Source organism: Pseudomonas sp. NFACC39-1 (assembly GCF_900110355.1).
GTDB classification, from domain to species: Bacteria; Pseudomonadota; Gammaproteobacteria; order Pseudomonadales; family Pseudomonadaceae; genus Aquipseudomonas; species Aquipseudomonas tehranensis.
This window is the reverse complement of the sequence record NZ_FODL01000007.1, coordinates 72,848-90,768: the sequence shown is the minus strand read 5'-3', so window position 1 is coordinate 90,768 and position 17,921 is coordinate 72,848. Positions and strand designations below refer to the sequence as shown.

The following is a 17,921-nucleotide window of genomic DNA, read 5'->3' as shown; positions in this document are numbered from 1 at the left end:
TAGCATTCATGGGCTCCACCGCTATTTTGGGCACGAAAAATATGAATTGGGCAGGCAATCCCAAGACTGGGTAACTGGGAGCGGTAGAAATATTAAAGGACGCAGCTAGGAAAATTTGGGAAAGAGCTATTTGGCAAAAGCATCAGTTGTAATTGAATGTTTCATCTGCTGGAATCAACTTGCTTAATAATTAAAGGAAGAAAAATGCGAATTGTCAGCATACGGATAAAAAATTTTAGGACTATATCGACTGATCAGACATTAAATATTAGAAATGGTCTTACTCTCATCGGTCCGAATAACTCAGGTAAAACAAATGCGTTATTAGCGCTTTATTATTTTTTTACCGGTCATGATAATAAATATAACTATGATCCAGATCGCGACTTACCATTTAACTCGAAAAATATTCAAACTAGTCTGACTTGTTTTTTTGAAGCCGACCCAGATGCCGATAAAGAGATTTTAGATAAGCTTAGAAAGTTGAGGCAAATGCTTAAAGTTCCAAAAACCGAAGCATCTGAAAATACATTCTCCATAAACGTTTATTTCAATAAGTCGCTTCCGGTCTATCAGGTTTACCCGGGGGCAAAAAAAGCCGACGGCAAGTCACCGCAATATTCGACGCTGCAAAAAACCATAGTCTCTTCCGTGCTGGAATGTTTTCAGTGTTATTACATTCCTTCTAACAAGTCAATTGCGCAACTATATGATGAATTTGTTTCGCCTTTTGTTAAAAAACAGGTTGCTGAGGCTCTTAAACCTTACGATTTAGAGATAAGGAAAAGCATATCGTCTCTTACCGATAGTATGGACAAAGAGCTAGCTGAATCAGGTTTGAGTAAAGTTAATTCATACTTGGAATATCCTCGAAATGCGCTGGAACATTTGATCTCAGGTTTCGAGTTGATGGTGCATGATACAAGTAAAAGCTCTATTTTTACGAAAGGCATGGGGTTGCAGTCGGCGGTACTTTTGTCGTCGTTTAAATGGATTACCCAACAAAATCCGGAGAAGTCTGTAGTTTGGTTAATCGAGGAGCCGGAGACGTATATGCATCCTTCACTCGCTTATCAAAGTTCTAAAATATTAGAGCAGCTTTCCAGCATCTCCACTGTGATAAAAACCACACACTCCTTAAGTTTTATGCCGCAATCAGTTGCAGACGTTCAAGGTGTTACAACCGGGCCGAAAGGTGCTGGAACACGTCTTCACGTATATGACACTATGCAGCAGGCAACTGAGGATATTCGTGTGTCGTTAGGAGTTAAGTTTTCAGACTATTTTGGATTAACTGATCTCAATGTGTTTGTTGAGGGTGAGACTGATATTAATTATTTGACTACGATGGCGGATTATTATCAGGGTGCATATGCTACGCCTATGTTGTTGGCGTCAGATATTGTCCAGTTTCGAGAGTTTGGTGGAGTTACAGAGCTGAAAGGTTTTTTGCGTGCAAATTATGAGCTAATGCGGCAAGAAGTAGCAGCAGTTTCGCTATTCGACGGTGATGATGCCGGAAGAAGAAGCGTTCAGGAGTTATCTGGTTATTTTGGAAAGAGGGGGTGTTTTAATGGTAATCAGGACTACGTAATTATTCCCAATAAAGTTGCGATTGAGGGATTGTTCCCAGATCATTGGGTTGTAGAGCTACACCAGAAACATCCTGGATGGTTTGAAGTATTTATGCCTGATGCTGCGGGTGGCGTAAGTGAGTTCAAAGTTGGTGGGGTTCATAAAAATCAATTTATGTTAACAATGCTTGGAATGGCTGAGGCTTCGCCAAACTACGATTTTTTAGAAAAATTTGAGCCTGTGTTGGAAGCATTAGAAAATGCTTTAGTGGCCGGGATGAAAAGATTGTGGCCTGAGGGAGCTTTGTATCAGCAATGGAAGAAGGGTTAGCTAAGTTCCTTGCATTAGAAAAAACTAGGTTTGCGAAACCACATTTGCGATCGGTTTGAGTTGTTACCTGGAATTTTTTATCGGATTTTTGGGTGCATATAATGGTCAGTACTGCTAGAGCAAGTGTTGATGTTACTAGCGAATCGATTGACCTACAAAAAATTAAAGGGTGTGATTTTGCAGTATTTTTAAAGCATGTTAAGTATATATATCTATAAATAATGAACTGGCTAAGAAATCCATACAAAATTAAGGAGGTCTTGAAAAATTTTGACTCTTATGTGGATCATTGTATCGATAAGCCCGGAGCCTTTGCGCTATATGTAGCTCTAACAGAGAAAAGTAACGCAGAAGAAAAATATATCTGCGACTCCTACGGAGTCTCACCAAAGGAATATAAGGAATGGATTCGACTGCTGCTGTTGTTTTTGTACGCTGAAGGTGATGAATCGACGAGCCTTGATGGGTTTGTTGATGAGTTTTTTTTGGCGAAAGAGTTTAGCACGAGCATCCTGGCCTTCGTGTTTGATGAAAAGTGTGCGCTACTATCTGATACCGGGGTCGTTAAAGAGCCGCTTAAAGCTGGGCCGGCAATATATATGAATATAACTAAAAATTGCATAATTTTACTGCAGCAAACATTTGTGGATGGACATCACTTAGATGAGCTTATGGCTAAGCTATCATTACCGGAGAGCGAGCGACTGCGTTTAATGAAAATTCTTGCAACAAACGTGTACGGCACGCTTCGTATTAACGACGAGGCGATGCTTGCTGGATATAATAAAGTTTGCGTTAGAGAGGCTGCGTTACAAGTGTTTTGTGCGTCTCCTGATGTGTATGGCGTAGAGGTAGTTTAAGGGGAATTGCCTCCTAGGTATTTCCGATCATTAGCTCTAACCGTTCCCAGTTACGGCGGGTAACCTAAAGTTGATCGTGACGAACGTGGATAATCGTCCCCTGCTGTTAAGAGGAGAGATAGCTCACCCTTGGACTGTTCAGGCTGAGCTTTTACAAAATAGGGTCATCGCCAATCCTGTGTGTGCTAGCTAGCGAAGGCGATAGAACGTTTATTATCCGCTCCGAGGATATACATGGTTCGTGGCGAGAGATCGCTCCCTCGCCACAGGATTGATGGTGTAGCGGTTAGCGTTGGTCGACGTTATCCAGCACACGGCTGGCCAGCAGTGAACTCAGTTCGATCAGTTGCTGGATGCCGAGGGCGATGTGGCGGCGGGGGCCTTCCAGGTCGAAAGCCAGGTTGCTGATCATCGCGTCGGCGGATGCCAGGTTTTCGCTGAGGTTGGCGAGCAGGCATTCGTTGTCGGCGTTTTTTGCCACGGTGAATAGCTGGCCCGGTTTGGATGCATCTTCGGACTTTTCCGGTTTCGGTAGCAGGTAGTAATCCAAGGCGCGCTTTTCTGCTTCGTCTTGTTTCTTCGTTTTGGTTTGAGTGGACGCAGAGGTGTGATCTGCTTCGGGGGGATTTGGTGTGATTTTGAACATGGTGGAGTTCCTTTCGTAAGAGGAACCATCACCGTCTGCCGCCAAGCAGATAGGGTGACGGATTACACAAGGTTGGCGGACCGGAACGAAAGGAACCCGGCATCCCCGAAGGGATCCTTGCGCAACCCGCCATAACATCGGAGTGCCAATGCCAGAGGCATCGCAATCATATTGAGGGGCTGTTGCGCCTTTCGTGTACCGGGCCGCCAAGCCCGACCACTGATGGGCAGTGGCAGGGAAACGATAGAGCCCGGAGACAAGGCGCACAAGCGGGCGGATTCTGGCGTAGTTGTAGGCAATGGCGCAAGGATTCGTAGCTTGGTGGAAGCGTTGCACAGGGAGAATAAACAAGCCTTCGTAATGCTCAGGATTCGAGGCGAAGGTACTTGTTCCCGCTCGGTGGCGCAGCGGTTTTTCTGTAGGAATGCGCTGGCTTTTTTGGGGCGGCTTCGCCACCCAGCGGGAGCAAGCTCCCTCGCCACGGGGTTGGGGTGTAGCGGCTATCGTGGGTCGACGTTATCCAGTGCACGGTTTGCCAGCAATAAACTCAGTTCGATCATTTGCTGGATGCCGAGGGCGATGGGGCGGCGGGAGCCTTCCAGCTCGGAGGCAGTTCGTGGACCACCGCATCGGCAAAAGCCGGGGTTTCGCTGAGATGGGCGGGCAGGGCTATTGGCCGTCACAGGATAAACACAAAAAAGGCGACCAAGGTCGCCCAGTTCTCACTCTGTCGTGGTCTTACGCACTGGCAGAAAGCTTGGTCTGACGCGAACCAGCGAGCGCACCCTCTGGCTCATCGGACGAACCACGACGGATACGGTCGAGCATCCGCAGATCCATCGAGCTAGTGACACGAGCTTTGCGCAAGCCGCGCACGTACAAGCAGCCAAAGGTATCTTGCCCTTTGTGCTTGCCGGCCTTACCGCTTTGGGTTGCTTTCAATTTGCTCATTTTTCGATCACCTCTGAAATGATGCTATTACTCATCAAGAGTCAACACAAGGGCGCCGTTTACCATCTGGAACTCGTTCTCGACGTATACCGGGACTGCTCCGGGCAATGGGCTATCGATTTCAATGAGTTCCGCTCCGATGATCTTGCAATACTGAGTAACAGCAAGCACGCAAAGTTCGATGACTCTTCTCTTTAAAGGATGCGGGCCATCCTCCCGTTTGGGATGCCCCTCCAGTAATTTGATCCGCACAACAGCGCGTTTGCCGCTGGGCGTGGCGAAGCATAGGCCACACAGTAAATCCCCGTACCAAAGCGCGAGATCGAGATGCCGGGCATCGCTTTTGATGACCCCCGGAGAATCATGCCAGGGGAAACCGTGGTCTGACTCCCATAGATCAAATTGTTCGAGTGCGCGAGCATCGATGTCTCCGAAGCGCACCAGTGCGAAATCAACCTCACCCGCTCGTTCAGGATCTGCTGATTCTTGTGCTAGCAATGCCAATAGCTCATTGGAAGCTGTGCGGGCTGCATTGGCATAAGCCCGCCATTCCTCATACTTGCGCCGTGAAACTCTTGCCACTTCTCAATCCTTGTTTCAACGAATTTGTCGCCCTTCTTTGCACCGAGACCCTGCTAGCGCGGCTCAACGTTATCCAGCATCCGGTTCGCCAGCAATGAACTCAGTTCGATAAGTTGCTGGATACCGAGGACGAAGTGGTGTCTTACGCCTCCGCGCTCTGCGGCCAGGGCTGACCGTCGCTTCGGTAGAAGCCAGGGTTTCGCTGAGGTTGGCGAGCAGGGACTCGTTGTTGATGTTTTTACGACGGTGGAGAGCAGGGTGACAGCTGTGCGCGGGTTAGTAGCCCGGTGATATACCCAAACCGGCGCGCCCGAAGGCGCCATGCGCACAGCCACCATCGAGTGCAGGCAATGCCTGACTGATGAGACTCATGCAACCGGTAGGTCATCCGGGCTACTAAGCCCGACCACTGATGGGCAGCGGCAGGGAAACGATAGAGCCCGGGAGCAAGGCGCACAAGCCGACGGTTTCTGGCGTAGTTGTAGGCAATGGCGCAAGAATGCGTGGCTGGTTGGAAGCTTGGCTGAGGGAGGGTTAACAGGGCTCGTGACTGCCCGGGAATTTGTGGTGAGGATGCTTGCTCCCGTTCGGCTTTGTAGGAGCTGGCGAAGCCTGCGATCTTTTGATCTTTCGCTTGAGGCTCAAGGGTCTGGGGAAGATCGCAGCCTCGCTTCGCTCGACAGCTCCTACAGGCGTAGCCCAGCGGGAGCAAGCTCCCCCGCCCGCCACGGGGTTGGGTGTTGTACACGAAAGCTGCGATTCAAGATCTGAACTGACTCGGCGCCACGCCACTCCAGCGTACAAACGCATGGCGAAAACTGGCCGTTTCGCTGAAACCGAGCATTTCAGCAATCCGATGGATCGGCAATTGGTCCTCACACAGCATCTGCTTGGCCCGTTCGAAGCGCAGTTCGTCGAGCAATTCCTGATAGCTGCAGCCCATACTTTTGAGGTGACGGCGCAAGGTGCGCGACGAGCAGTTCATCTGTTCTGCCAGGCCTTCCAGGCCGGGTGCGGCATTCAATTGTGCACTGAGCAACTGGCGAATCCGTCCCAGCCAGGCCTGGCGGCCGGTGAACTCGGTGTTCTGCCGACGGCAGCGTTCGGCCATGGCGTGGTGGGTGATGGGGTCGGCCAGTGGCAGCGGTTGTTCCAGCCAGTGGCGGTCGAAGGCGAAGGCGTTATCGACGCTGTCGAAACGCACCGGGCAGTCAAAGAGCGCTGCGTAGCGCGCCTGATAATCGGGCGCCGAATGTTCGAAACGCGCCGCGCGCAGGGGCAGTGTCTGGCCGAGCAGGTCGTTGCAGATGACTTTTAGCGACACCATGCAGAACTCGGCGTTGAACACCGCCAGGGCCGGGCTCTCCCGATAATCGCTGGCGCTGAGCCAGACCGTTTCATGGCCTTCTTCCAGGTGCAGCTCGAAGAGTGTTCCCAATAGCGCCGGATAGCGCAGTGCCAAACGCAAAGCGTCACCCAAAGTGGCACTGCTGAGCAGGGCGTAACCCAGCATCCCGTAGGACGACACGTGCATGCGCAAGCCCAGTTCCAGGCCGATGTCGCGCTTGAGGGCCACGGCATTGGCGCAGACCTGCATCTCCTGATTGGTGGTGATGCACGTATCGGCCCGGTTCAGGTCCGCCGCGCTGATGCCGCTACCGGCCAGCAACACCTCACTGGGCAGACCTTCGCGCTTGAAGGTGTTGAGCACCAGGGAGACAGCGTTGAGGGTGGTGAGGTGGGAGTGCAGCATGTTCGTTTCCAGCCTTGGGGAGGCTGGATATCGAGCAAGTTGTATGCCGGGAAAAGCGATAACCCGATACCGCACACCCCCCCAACGGGCTGCTTACGCTCGCAGGTAACGGTCGCGGCTCGCTTCTTTAGGCGGGCTGAAGACTTCCACTCATTGCCTGCCAATGGAAAAAAGCCATGTCGACTTCGAGTCCCACCCCTTCGATGACAAGCTCGCCACGCCCCCTGCGAACCGATGATGAGATCACCTCATGGGCCCTGAACGTGCACCTGCTGTTCGCGTCACGCCCGTCGCTGAAGGACGTCGCACGGACGACGCTTCAAGCGCTCCTCAATGAACGTTATCCAACGTTGGCACCAGCCGCCGCAACCGCCGTGATCCTTGAACCTCAATGGCGCATGGACGGCGGGCAACCGCACAAGGTCGGGTACGACACCCATGGATTGGCCGACCTGTTGCTCGAGCGCTGCAGGGGCGTGGGGGCAAGGACGTTCAGCCAGGGCAGCTTTCTTGCGAAATTCCCTGGCGCAGAGACGCCCCAGGGCGAAAAGATCCCCTTGGATGAACTCCAGCAAATGCTCGATGAAGGGGCCTCCATGCTGCTTGAGGGCTATCAACAGCACTTGGTGGATTTCTGGAGCACAGACGCTCCCAGCGTCTGGCGACAACTGTCCGATCTGTTCAAGGCGCAGTTGCAACAGGCCGCTTCGGCGCTCGTAGGCGAGGAGCTCGCCACCGTCCAGGCCGTCCTCGACTACCCGGAGCCGGCTCGGCGACAACGAGCCCTGGGGCAGGGCACCACCCGAGCCTACGTCACGTTTGTCTACGAGGGCGACAGCAACGTTCCTCATCCGGGGGATGTGCTGGTGCTGGCCATGTCGCGCCGTCTGGGTGAGCGAGAAATCGCTTTGCTCTACACATCGGCTGGCGGGATCGAGGTGTTCGGCTCGGTGGCGGCAATGGAAGCGTCCTGGTTTGGTGCGCGCCGGGCGGACGATTCGAAGCTGAGAAACTACACCCCCGAGCAGGACATCTTCGACGCCTTGACCCTCTGTCTCCTGGAGCGTCAGTTGCAACTGCTCGCCAGGATCAAACCCTCGGCTTATCCCGACACGGCCAGTCTTGAACGCGAAGTGGCGCTGGTTTCCGGTCCCGGCACGCTGCTGGGGGCCTTTCGCTCGGGGCATGAGGCCAGGCTGTCGAAACTGCAGCAGGTGCTTCCATCCTGGCTGAGGAATGCACCGTTGGCGGATCGCGGCGCCTACAGTCGTTTGTTGCTATCGCTGGCGGCGCAGCATCGAAGGTCCGTGTCATTCATGGCGGGTATTTCGAACATCCTTGAGTTCGCTGACCAGGCCTTGAAGGAAAAGATGCTGGAGGATGACCCCTCGCGCACGGATATCTCGGTGAACGAAATTGAAGTGACGTTATTTCGGTCGAGCAATTCCCCGTTCGAGATCATCGATCCGCCGTTTCCGCCCCCTCACAGTGCAACTCAAACCCGGACTTTCCCCGAGATGGCGATCAGAAATCTCGGAGCTTTTCCCTGGGTCCCTTCGAAGATTACCTACCGAGGGGGCGAACCACCCGCCTGGATGACCTATGAGTATCTGCGGGACCTGACCTCGCGAGCCGACATCGGCCAGCACTATCCCGAACTGCTGCAGCGCAAGTTACTGAATGATCCCCTGGATGCGGCCCGCAGGCAGCAACATTTCGCTGATCGCCTCGCCATCCTGCTGCCATTGCAGGCATTGGAACTGAAGATCAAAAAGAACCTTACCGATATGGCTTATCGCTTTGTCGTGGCGGTGTTGCGACCGACCCTGTCGGCCGGTTTCGCTGCCGGGCACAAACCGGTCATCAGGCCCCTGGCTTTCCTGACCGATGCCCAGGCAACGCCCAATGTGGTCGCCGACATGTTTGTGATCGGCCCCGAGGATGTCAGCCTGGGGCCTCATGTGCTTTACAGGCCTGCTTCGTCAACGCCCCTGATGGAATTTGCCTCGCGAGCCGCTCTTTTCGATGCCATCAAGCAGGCCGGAGCGTTACAGGACAGCGTGCTTGCCGGGCTTGAACCTTCTGCCCGTCGGGTCTATGCCAACGGCGGTTTCCAGGAGCCGCACATCGGCCGGGTGCTGCTTTCGGATGCCACCGCTCCCCGGACTCCGGAACCTGCGTTGCTCGGCCGCGAGCCGTTACAAGGCGATATCGTCGGTGCGTTGTACAAAGCCTGTGCCCAGGCCTTGATCGAACAGGCCAAACGGGCTTCGGTGTCCGACTCGCAGGCGCGCTGGGACAGGTTCATGCAGTTTGGCTGGGTAGCGTTCAACCTGTTGCTGCCGCTGCTGGATGGTCCGGTAATGATGATCGGCTTCCTGGCCCAGCTCACGGAGCAGCTTGATGAGTTCGTTGACAGCGAGGGGGTGGAAGACAGCGGGGAAGCCTTGGCCGCGGCGCTGATGGGCCTGGCGTTGGTACTGGTACAGGGAGGGGCGCGCCTGGGAGCGATCAGCCGACTGGAGGCGCTGGCAATGTTCGAGCATGAGGCTCTGGTTGTCTTGCCGGGCAATGCGATCATCAAAGAGCCGGCGTTACCTGCGTCCGCTAGCCCTTACGGGGCGAAAGCGCGGCTGGTCTATGGTTGGTCGAGCCCTCGTACCCATTTTTCCGCCCCTGAGCTGGCCCGCCTCGATACTTTCCAACTGGCGGCTCCTTCCACGTTGCAAGGTCGGGTGGTTTCGGGTGAATACCAGGGGCTCTATCAACGGGGCAGCCTGTGGTTTGCCCAGGTCGAAGGCAAGTGGTATCGAGTGTCACGCCGCCTTGAGGGGGTGGTGATCATCGACGCCGCCCATCCGGCGCGGACCGGTCCCTGGCTTGAACATGATGGGCAAGGTCGCTGGAGCCTGGGACACCGCCCGCGATTGCTCGGTGGTGCGGGTGGGTTGAGTATCCGTGCCGCAAAAAAACTCAAGAGCCTGGAGAAGAAGGGGCGCGATCTGCTGGGCACACTTGATCAACAAATGTCTGACGTCGGTTGGTTGTCCAGAAGTGAGCGTCCGCCTATCGACGTAGAGGAGCTCATCGTAGGCAAGGCAACCGGGTTCGATCGCTGTGCCGAGGAGATCGAGCAGTTGACGCAAGCGCTGGGTGACCAGGCTCCGCGAACGTTGATCAAGGAGCTGAGGGCCGGTGCCAGGCGTCTGCGGGAGTTGGGGCGAACCACCCGCATCGTGATGACCAAGGCGAAGCTGCCCAACGTCGGCGCGGTGGAGTATTTGTTACAGGAGCAGGAGATCAGCATCCGCAAGGCCGGTGGCCGGGTGGATATTTCAGACAATAAAGGCAACGACTTCCTGCAGGTCTACGAGATTCGCGAGAGGCGCAACAACCGCGTGCTGTGGTTCGCGCACTTCCATTATCTGAAACAGGATGCAGCGGCGGATGCCTTTACCAAGGCTCACCTGAAGACATTCGAGCAGGGCGGGCGGGGGCTTGAGTTCCAGAAAGCCCAGCAGAAGGCCGGCCAGGCGGTTGAGAGAATCTGGCGTGCCGACATTGGCAGCGCCGCCGCCAAGGCGTTGTTCCTCTCGGTGTAGCGGTGTGAGGCGCGAGGAGATTCGCGCCTCAGCGGTTTGCAGGGCTCAGCTCAGCTCGCCGCATAGGTCCAGCTCAACCAGCCGGCGGACGTCCTCCACGGCCAGCCCGGCGCCGATCAACGCCTGCAGCTTGCCGAACGACGCCTCGCGGGTCATGCCGCCACCGGACAGCACGCCAACGCCTCGCAAGCGGCTGCCGGCTTCGTACACGTCCAGTTCCACGCCGCCTTCATGGCATTGAGTCACCGCCACCACTACCACGCCGCTGTCCCGCGCCCGCTCCAGGCTGGCGAGGAAGGCCGGGTTGTCGCTTGGCCCGGTGCCGCTGCCGTAGCACTCCAGCACCAGGCCCTGGATACCACTGCCGAGCAGGCCATCGAGGATATCGGCGCTGATGCCGGGAAACAGCGGCAGCGCCGCGATATTCGCCAGTTGCTTGGGCTGGTCGTAATTCAGCTGTGCCGGCAGCGAAGTTGCCTTGATACCACCGCCCTGACGCTCCAGGCGTTTGAACGGATGACGGCCGAAGCTGCGCACCTTGGCGCAGCGGGTCGGGGCCAACAGCTCGCCATGGAAATACAAATGCACCCCCGGCGCGAGCCCCTGGCCGAGGGCGACCAGCGCGCCACTGAGGTTTTCCCAGGCGTCGCTGTCGGTCACGCCGGCGGGCAACATGGAGCCGGTGAAACATACCCGGGCATGCAGGCCCAGCAGTTGGAAGCTCATCGCCGCTGCACTGTAGGCCAGCGTATCGGTGCCGTGCAGGATCAACACGCTGTCGCAGCCCTGCACATCCACGGCATCGACCACTGCTTCGCGCAGTTGCTGCCAGTAGGCCGGGGTCATGTTGGCGCTGTCGATCAGCGGCGACATTTCCCGGAAACGCCATTGCGGGATGACGAGTTCGGGCTGGCTGTGCAGGTAATCGCGCATCCGTGCTTCGAAACCGGATGCCGGAGCCAGGCCATGGGCGCTGGCTTGCATGCCGATGGTGCCGCCGGTGTAGAGCACCATGACGTGCTGGGCGGCAGGGTAGGTCGAGAAATTCATGGGTGTTCTCCGAGGACGAAAACGGCAGCTCATCGGGCTGCCACAACATAAGGCCGAGCATGACGCCGACCTCAGGCTGTGTCACGCCGGGCGCAGAAAAAGTGCGCCCGGTTTTCTCCAATCAGCCTGCCGAATCAGGGTTGCGCAGCGGCCACGCCTGCCGGAGCCTTTCCAGGCGCGGCTACCGGTGCCGAAGGGTTCGCTGGCCAGGCCTTGCGGTCCAGATCCAGGTCGGGGAACTTGCTGGAGTCGAAAACCGGAACCTTGATGCCGGCCGAACGCTGGTCATCGTAGTCGCGCAGGATACGCATGCCGACCTTGAACAGCAGGAACAGCGCGATCAGGTTCACGAACGCCAGCAGGGTCATGGTGATGTCGGCGAAGGCAAACACGGTGCCGAGGTTCTCGATGGCACCCCAGAAGATCAACACCAGTACCAGGGTGCGGTAGCCGATCAGCACCTTGCGGTTTTCGCCGACCATGAAGCGCAGGTTGTTTTCGCCCAGATAGTAGTTGTAGAGGATCGAGGTGAACACGAACAACGATAGCGCCACGGAGATGAATATCCGTCCCCAGTCACCGACCACGGCGGCGAGGGAGTTTTGGGTCAGGGCAATACCGTCACCTTCGAAGCCCGGGGTGTAGAAGCCCGACAGCAGGATCAGCAGTGCGGTGCAGGTGCAGATCAAGAAGGTGTCGAGGAACACGCTGAATGCTTGAATCACACCCTGAGCCACCGGGTGCTCGACCGAGGCCACGGCGGCGACGTTTGGCGCACTGCCCAGGCCCGCTTCGTTGGCGAACACGCCACGTTTGACGCCCATGACAATGGCGCTGCCGATCAGGCCGCCAAAGGCCTGGTCAAGGCCGAAGGCGCTTTTGACGATGGTGGTCAGCATGGCCGGCACCTGATCGAACTGCAGCACGATCACGTAGAGGGTTACACCGATGTACGCCAGGGTTTTGACTGGCACCAGCAGGTCAGCGACTTTGGCGATGCGCTTGATCCCACCGATGAACACCAGGCCCAACAGCACTGCCAGGCCAATGCCTGTGTAGGTGGTGTCGAAACCGAAAGCGTTGTTCAGCGAGTGAGTCACGGCATGGGCTTGCAGGCCGTTGAAGGCGAAACCGAAGGTGATCAGCAGCAGGAACGCCATGATCATGCCCAACCAGCGCTTCTGCAGACCGTGCTGGATGTAATAGGACGGGCCGCCACGGAACTGGCCTTCGGCGTCACAGCGCTTGTAGAGCTGGCCGAGGGAACATTCGAAGAAGCTGCTGGACATGCCGACCAGCGCGGTCACCCACATCCAGAACACAGCGCCGGGCCCGCCGAGGGTGACGGCGATGCCGACACCGGCGATGTTGCCTGCGCCGACACGACCGGCCAGGCTGAGCATCAAGGCCTGGAAGGAACTGAGCTGACCAGCGCTGCTTTTGAGGCTGTCGCGGAATACCGCAAACATGTGAAGGAAATGACGGAACTGGACGAAGCGCGAGCGGATCGTGAAGTAGCTGCCAAGCCCGACAATGAGCACGATCAGCACTTTCCCTGAGAGGAAGTCGTTGATGACTTCTAGCATGAGTATTCCTCGCTGTTTTTTGTTTAAGCGAATGCTGGCCATTTGGAAACATCCTGTTACATCGGTCGGCGCGCGGCACGACAGGTGAGGCGATGTTTCGTCCTGGTCCATTTCGCGGGTTGTTATTAGTTCGGTTTTCGCATGTGTTGGGGGTCTCGTTTCTGACGACCGCTCACGCGAAGAGGGGCGGCACTATACCTACCAGTGCGGCGCCCGTCTGCACGATTGTGGTGCGTGCGACGAAACGGACCTTTGAATCACCTGGCTTTTTTATGACCAGGGTTGTGGGGAGGCTGCTTCTCTGTGGGAGCGGGCTTGCTCGCGAAAGCGGCGGCCCATCCGGTAGGGGGGCAAGCTGACGCACCGCCTTCGCGAGCAAGCCCGCTCCCACACAGTTCAGCTTCCAGACTTCTTTGCAGCCTCGAGTCAGTTAAAAAAAAGGGCCTGGGGAACAAGTCCCCAAGCCCTCAAAAGGTGAGAGGTGTCTAGTCCCTCGACCTGGTGAGCAGTCATCGTCTCGATCACGCCTTCAGCGGGACCAGACGCGGAGCAATCATGTTTTCCGGGCGCAGGATGTCGTCGAGCATGGCGTCGTCGAGCAAGCCTTCTTCGCGCACCAGTTCCAGCACGCCGCGGCCGCTTTCCAGCGCAACACGGGCGATACGGGTGGCATTTTCATAGCCGATGTACGGGTTCAGGGCGGTGACCAGACCGATCGAATGCTCGACCAGTTCGCGGCAGCGCGCTTCGTTGGCGGTGATGCCAACGATGCAGTGTTCGCGCAGCATGTCCATGGCCCGTTGCAGCAGGCGGATCGAGTCGAAGATTTTGAAAGCGATCAACGGCTCCATCACATTCAATTGCAGTTGCCCGCCTTCGGCCGCGATGGTCAGGGCCAAGTCGTTGCCGATGATCTGGAACGCGACTTGGTTGACCGCTTCCGGGATCACCGGGTTGACCTTGCCTGGCATGATCGAGCTGCCTGGCTGGCGAGCCGGCAGGTTGATCTCGTTGATGCCGGTGCGAGGACCGCTGGACAGCAGGCGCAGGTCGTTGCAAATCTTCGACAGCTTGACTGCGGTGCGCTTGAGCATGCCGGAGAACAGCACGAAGGCGCCCATGTCGGAGGTGGCTTCGATCAGGTCGGCGGCCGGTACCAGTGGCTGGCCGCTGATGGTTGCCAGGCGCTGCACGGCCAGGGCCTGATAGCGCGGGTCGGCGTTGATGCCGGTGCCGATGGCGGTGCCGCCCAGGTTCACTTCGGTGAGCAATTCAGGCGCCAGGGTTTTCAGGCGTGCCAGGTCTTCGCTCAGGGTGGTGGCGAAGGCACGGAATTCCTGGCCGAGGGTCATCGGCACCGCGTCCTGCAGTTGGGTGCGGCCCATTTTCAGGACGTGGCTGAACTCTTCACCCTTGGCGGCAAAGGCCTGAATCAGGCTGTCGAGGCTGGCCAGCAACGCATCGTGACCCAGCAGCAGACCCAAGCGGATCGCGGTCGGGTAGGCGTCGTTGGTGGACTGCGCCATGTTCACGTCGTTGTTGGGGTGCAGGTACTGGTATTCGCCTTTGTTGTGGCCCATGGCCTCCAACGCAATGTTGGCGATGACTTCGTTGGCATTCATGTTGGTTGAAGTGCCAGCGCCGCCTTGGATCATGTCCACCACGAACTCTTCGTGGAAATCGCCGCGGATCAGTCGTGCACAGGCTTCGCTGATAGCGGCATGCTTGGCTTCGCTGAGCTGGCCCAACTCACGGTTGGCATCAGCGGCGGCCTGTTTGACCATTGCCAGACCGACTACCAGCTTGGGGTAATGCGAGATCGGGACGCCGGAGAGACGGAAGTTGTTCACCGCTCGCAGGGTCTGGATGCCGTAATACGCTTGCGCCGGTACTTCAAGTACGCCAAGCAGGTCTTTTTCTGTGCGGAATGATGCAGCGGAAGACATGATAGAAATCATCTCGATAAGGACCCGGTCTGAGCCGGAACGCTGTGAATCCTAGGCTTTCAGAAAAATTAGAGCCAATGCTGTTAAACACTGCCCTATGCACATTCGGCATAATGGGAGTGTGACGCCGACCGTACGGTGAGCGTGTGACCTGTTTTGGTGCGTGCCTTGGGAGGACGTGATGAATCTAGAAAGCAAATGGCTCGAGGACTTCAGTGCCCTGGCTGCGACGCGCAGTTTTTCCCAGGCGGCCGAACGGCGCTTCGTGACGCAACCGGCCTTCAGCCGACGCATCCGCAGCCTCGAGGCGGCGCTGGGGCTGACCCTGGTCAACCGCTCCCGCACACCGATCGAACTGACAGCAGCGGGGCAGCTGTTCCTGGTGACGGCGCGTACCGTGGTCGAGCAACTGGGTGAAGTGCTGCGTCATCTGCACCATCTGGAAGGCGGGCAGGGCGAAGTGATGCAAGTGGCGGCCGCACACTCCCTGGCGCTGGGCTTCTTCCCGCGCTGGATCGCACAACTGCGCAATGAAGGCCTGAACATCGCCACGCGGTTGGTGGCGACCAACGTCGGCGACGCCGTGCATGCATTGCGCGAAGGGGGTTGCGACCTGATGCTGGCCTTCTATGACCCGGATTCGGCGATGCAGATGGACCCGGAGATCTTCCCCTCGCTGCACCTGGGTCAGACCGAAATGTTGCCGGTGTGTGCCGCCGATGCTGACGGCAAACCGTTGTTCGACCTTGAAGGCGAGGCCAGCGTGCCCTTGCTGGCCTACAGCGCCGGTGCCTTTCTCGGTCGCTCGGTGAACCAGTTATTGCGCCAGCGTGCCCTGCGTTTCACCACGGTTTACGAAACGGCCATGGCCGACAGCCTCAAAAGCATGGCGCTGGAAGGCTTGGGTATCGCCTGGGTGCCACAACTGAGCGTGCGCGCCGAACTGGCCCGGGGCGAACTGGTGGTCTGCGGCGGCGCCCAATGGCACGTGCCCCTGGAAATCCGCCTGTACCGCTGCGCACTGGTGCGCAAGGCCAATGTGCGATTGTTGTGGCGCAAGCTCGAGGGTGGCGCAGCGCAGGGGGTGACTGGCTCCTGATACCACGAAAACTCTTTGTGGGAGCGAGCCTGCTCGCGATAGCGGTGTGTCAGGCAACGATGATGTTGAATGTCAGTCCGCTATCGCGAGCAAGCCCGCTCCCACAGGGGAATTGTGGTGCTTGTTCGCTGACCTGAGAGTCAATAAAACCGCTGTTTAACCACAAATGACAGATGGTCGCGACAGGGGCTGTTTATCTATTTCATTGAGGTATACTGCGCGGCCTTCGGCCGGTCCAGATCGGCCATAATTCGTACAACAAGCCACGCCGGTTTCCTGCGTGGCTTGTTGTTTTTTGACGCGCCTGCGGGCGCCCAGAGAGAAGAGGCACGACGATGAGTGCACTGGTTGGCGTGATCATGGGCTCCAAGTCCGATTGGTCCACCCTTAGCCACACCGCCGATATGCTGGAAAAGCTCGGCATCCCTTACGAGGTGAAAGTGGTCTCCGCCCACCGCACCCCGGATCTGCTGTTCCAGTACGCCGAAGAGGCTGAGGCTCGTGGCATTGAGGTGATCATCGCCGGTGCCGGTGGCGCGGCCCACCTGCCAGGCATGTGTGCGGCCAAGACCCACCTGCCGGTGCTGGGCGTGCCGGTGCAGTCGTCGATGCTCTCGGGCGTCGACTCGCTGCTGTCGATCGTGCAGATGCCGGCCGGTATTCCGGTCGCGACCCTGGCCATCGGCAAGGCCGGTGCGATCAACGCGGCCCTGCTGTCGGCGAGCATCCTGGGCGCCAAGCACCCACAATTTCATACCGTGCTGAAAAAATTCCGCGCTGAGCAGACAGACAGCGTCCTGGACAATCCAGACCCACGCATTGCCTGAGGTGGTTGACGAATGAAGATCGGTGTAATCGGTGGCGGCCAGTTGGGTCGCATGTTGGCCCTGGCGGGAACGCCGCTGGGAATGAACTTCGCTTTCCTGGATCCGGCGCCGGACGCCTGCGCCAGCGCGCTGGGTGAACACCTGCGGGCCGACTACGGTGATCAGGACCATCTGCGCCAACTGGCCGATGAAGTCGATCTGGTGACCTTCGAGTTCGAGAGCGTCCCTGCCGAAACCGTTGCCTTCCTGTCCCAGTTCGTCCCGGTTTACCCGAGTGCCGAAGCCTTGCGCATCGCCCGCGACCGCTGGTTCGAAAAGAACATGTTCAAGGACCTGGGCATCCCTACACCCGCGTTCGCCGACATCCAATCCCAAGCCGACCTGGAAGCCGCCGTTGCTTCCATCGGCCTGCCTGCCGTCCTCAAGACTCGCACCCTGGGCTACGACGGCAAGGGCCAGAAAGTCCTGCGCACTCCTGAGGATGTGGCCGGCACGTTCGCCGAGCTGGGCAGCGTGGCCTGCCTGCTGGAAGGTTTTGTACCGTTCACCGGGGAAGTCTCGTTGATCGCCGTGCGTGCCCGCGATGGTGAAATCCGTTTTTATCCGCTGGTGCACAACACCCACAAGGACGGCATTCTCAAGCTGTCCGTGGCCAGCACCGATCATCCGCTGCAGGCCCTGGCCGAGGACTACTCCAGCCGGGTGCTCAAGCAACTGGACTATGTCGGCGTCATGGCGTTCGAGTTCTTTGAAGTGGACGGCGGCCTCAAGGCGAATGAAATCGCCCCGCGCGTGCACAACTCCGGGCACTGGACCACCGAAGGCGCCGAGTGCAGCCAGTTTGAAAACCACCTGCGGGCGGTGGCCGGGCTGCCGCTGGGCTCGACCGCCAAAGTCGGCGAAAGCGCGATGCTCAACTTCATCGGCAAGGTGCCGGACACCGAAAAAGTCCTGAGGATTGCCGACTGCCATCTGCACCACTATGGCAAGGCCTTCAAGGCCGGGCGCAAGGTCGGTCACGCCAACCTGCGTTGCGCTGACCGGGCCACGCTGGCCCAGCAGATCATCAAGGTCGAGACACTGATCGCCGAACAATAGTCTCAAGCGTCGGTGG

At 57.4% G+C, this 17,921-nt stretch carries 13 protein-coding genes and 2 pseudogenes; 6 read left to right on the top strand and 9 right to left on the bottom strand.

Going from position 1 to position 17,921, the window contains the following annotated elements; genetic code table 11:
- The first annotated feature begins 204 nt into the window (after positions 1 to 204).
- A complete protein-coding gene (locus BMY45_RS16780; RefSeq protein WP_092399495.1) occupies positions 205 to 1,905 on the top strand; it encodes an ATP-dependent nuclease in 1,701 nt (566 codons plus the stop codon).
- A 260-nt stretch (positions 1,906 to 2,165) separates the two neighbouring features.
- The gene (locus BMY45_RS16775) at positions 2,166 to 2,765 is read left to right on the top strand and encodes a hypothetical protein (RefSeq protein WP_092399493.1); all 600 of its coding nucleotides are present in this window, start codon (positions 2,166 to 2,168) and stop codon (positions 2,763 to 2,765) included.
- Positions 2,766 to 3,051: 286 nt separating this feature from the next.
- On the opposite strand, the gene BMY45_RS16770 is transcribed toward BMY45_RS16775, so the two are convergent.
- From BMY45_RS16770 to BMY45_RS16745, 6 genes and pseudogenes are all read right to left on the bottom strand, one after another.
- On the bottom strand, positions 3,052 to 3,411 hold the full coding sequence (locus BMY45_RS16770) for a DUF6124 family protein (RefSeq protein WP_092399491.1): 360 nt from the start codon (positions 3,409 to 3,411) through the stop codon (positions 3,052 to 3,054).
- 500 nt (positions 3,412 to 3,911) lie between these two features.
- Positions 3,912 to 4,078 (bottom strand): annotated as a pseudogene (locus BMY45_RS28430) (DUF6124 family protein); the annotation flags it as partial.
- 71 nt (positions 4,079 to 4,149) lie between these two features.
- A complete protein-coding gene (locus tag BMY45_RS16760; RefSeq protein WP_003187072.1) occupies positions 4,150 to 4,362 on the bottom strand; it encodes a hypothetical protein in 213 nt (70 codons plus the stop codon).
- A 27-nt stretch (positions 4,363 to 4,389) separates the two neighbouring features.
- Positions 4,390 to 4,944: a hypothetical protein gene (locus BMY45_RS16755; RefSeq protein WP_025216218.1), complete on the bottom strand. Its 555-nt coding sequence runs from the start codon at positions 4,942 to 4,944 to the stop codon at positions 4,390 to 4,392.
- A 53-nt stretch (positions 4,945 to 4,997) separates the two neighbouring features.
- Positions 4,998 to 5,184: pseudogene (locus tag BMY45_RS28425) on the bottom strand (DUF6124 family protein); the annotation flags it as partial.
- A 520-nt stretch (positions 5,185 to 5,704) separates the two neighbouring features.
- Entirely contained in the window at positions 5,705 to 6,697 is a 993-nt protein-coding gene (locus BMY45_RS16745) for an AraC family transcriptional regulator (protein ID WP_092399487.1), read from the bottom strand.
- Positions 6,698 to 6,873: 176 nt separating this feature from the next.
- Here BMY45_RS16745 and BMY45_RS16740 point away from each other — a divergent pair, with 176 nt between their 5' ends.
- Positions 6,874 to 10,299, top strand: coding sequence for a dermonecrotic toxin domain-containing protein (locus BMY45_RS16740; RefSeq protein ID WP_143071655.1), 3,426 nt, complete (start codon positions 6,874 to 6,876; stop codon positions 10,297 to 10,299).
- A gap of 45 nt (positions 10,300 to 10,344) precedes the next feature.
- Here BMY45_RS16740 and BMY45_RS16735 read toward each other — a convergent pair whose 3' ends face one another.
- The 3 genes from BMY45_RS16735 to aspA all read right to left on the bottom strand — a co-directional run bounded on the left by BMY45_RS16735 (position 10,345) and on the right by aspA (position 14,881).
- Positions 10,345 to 11,349 (bottom strand): asparaginase, encoded by a 1,005-nt coding sequence (locus BMY45_RS16735; protein WP_092399483.1) that lies wholly within the window; start codon positions 11,347 to 11,349, stop codon positions 10,345 to 10,347.
- Positions 11,350 to 11,483: 134 nt separating this feature from the next.
- Positions 11,484 to 12,935: an alanine/glycine:cation symporter family protein gene (locus tag BMY45_RS16730; protein ID WP_092399481.1), complete on the bottom strand. Its 1,452-nt coding sequence runs from the start codon at positions 12,933 to 12,935 to the stop codon at positions 11,484 to 11,486.
- A 521-nt stretch (positions 12,936 to 13,456) separates the two neighbouring features.
- Entirely contained in the window at positions 13,457 to 14,881 is a 1,425-nt protein-coding gene (aspA, locus tag BMY45_RS16725; RefSeq protein ID WP_025216214.1) for an aspartate ammonia-lyase, read from the bottom strand.
- Between the two features lie 181 nt (positions 14,882 to 15,062).
- Between aspA and BMY45_RS16720 the strand changes: the two genes are divergently transcribed.
- The 3 genes from BMY45_RS16720 to BMY45_RS16710 all read left to right on the top strand — a co-directional run bounded on the left by BMY45_RS16720 (position 15,063) and on the right by BMY45_RS16710 (position 17,905).
- On the top strand, positions 15,063 to 15,980 hold the full coding sequence (locus BMY45_RS16720; RefSeq protein WP_092399478.1) for a LysR substrate-binding domain-containing protein: 918 nt from the start codon (positions 15,063 to 15,065) through the stop codon (positions 15,978 to 15,980).
- 335 nt (positions 15,981 to 16,315) lie between these two features.
- A complete protein-coding gene (gene purE, locus BMY45_RS16715) occupies positions 16,316 to 16,807 on the top strand; it encodes a 5-(carboxyamino)imidazole ribonucleotide mutase (RefSeq protein ID WP_003196369.1) in 492 nt (163 codons plus the stop codon).
- A gap of 12 nt (positions 16,808 to 16,819) precedes the next feature.
- Complete coding sequence (locus BMY45_RS16710) at positions 16,820 to 17,905, top strand: 5-(carboxyamino)imidazole ribonucleotide synthase (protein ID WP_092399476.1); 1,086 nt, start codon at positions 16,820 to 16,822, stop codon at positions 17,903 to 17,905.
- Positions 17,906 to 17,921: the final 16 nt, after the last annotated feature.

Excerpts from the sequence above, each read along its gene's own strand:
- BMY45_RS16780 (WP_092399495.1), top strand. The coding sequence starts at position 205 with ATGCGAATTGTCAGCATACGGATAAAAAATTTTAGGACTATATCGACT.
- BMY45_RS16770 (WP_092399491.1), bottom strand. The coding sequence starts at position 3,411 with ATGTTCAAAATCACACCAAATCCCCCCGAAGCAGATCACACCTCTGCG.
- BMY45_RS16760 (WP_003187072.1), bottom strand. The coding sequence starts at position 4,362 with ATGAGCAAATTGAAAGCAACCCAAAGCGGTAAGGCCGGCAAGCACAAA.
- BMY45_RS16745 (WP_092399487.1), bottom strand. The coding sequence starts at position 6,697 with ATGCTGCACTCCCACCTCACCACCCTCAACGCTGTCTCCCTGGTGCTC.
- BMY45_RS16740 (WP_143071655.1), top strand. The coding sequence starts at position 6,874 with ATGTCGACTTCGAGTCCCACCCCTTCGATGACAAGCTCGCCACGCCCC.
- BMY45_RS16735 (WP_092399483.1), bottom strand. The coding sequence starts at position 11,349 with ATGAATTTCTCGACCTACCCTGCCGCCCAGCACGTCATGGTGCTCTAC.
- BMY45_RS16730 (WP_092399481.1), bottom strand. The coding sequence starts at position 12,935 with ATGCTAGAAGTCATCAACGACTTCCTCTCAGGGAAAGTGCTGATCGTG.
- aspA (WP_025216214.1), bottom strand. The coding sequence starts at position 14,881 with ATGTCTTCCGCTGCATCATTCCGCACAGAAAAAGACCTGCTTGGCGTA.
- BMY45_RS16720 (WP_092399478.1), top strand. The coding sequence starts at position 15,063 with ATGAATCTAGAAAGCAAATGGCTCGAGGACTTCAGTGCCCTGGCTGCG.
- purE (WP_003196369.1), top strand. The coding sequence starts at position 16,316 with ATGAGTGCACTGGTTGGCGTGATCATGGGCTCCAAGTCCGATTGGTCC.
- BMY45_RS16710 (WP_092399476.1), top strand. The coding sequence starts at position 16,820 with ATGAAGATCGGTGTAATCGGTGGCGGCCAGTTGGGTCGCATGTTGGCC.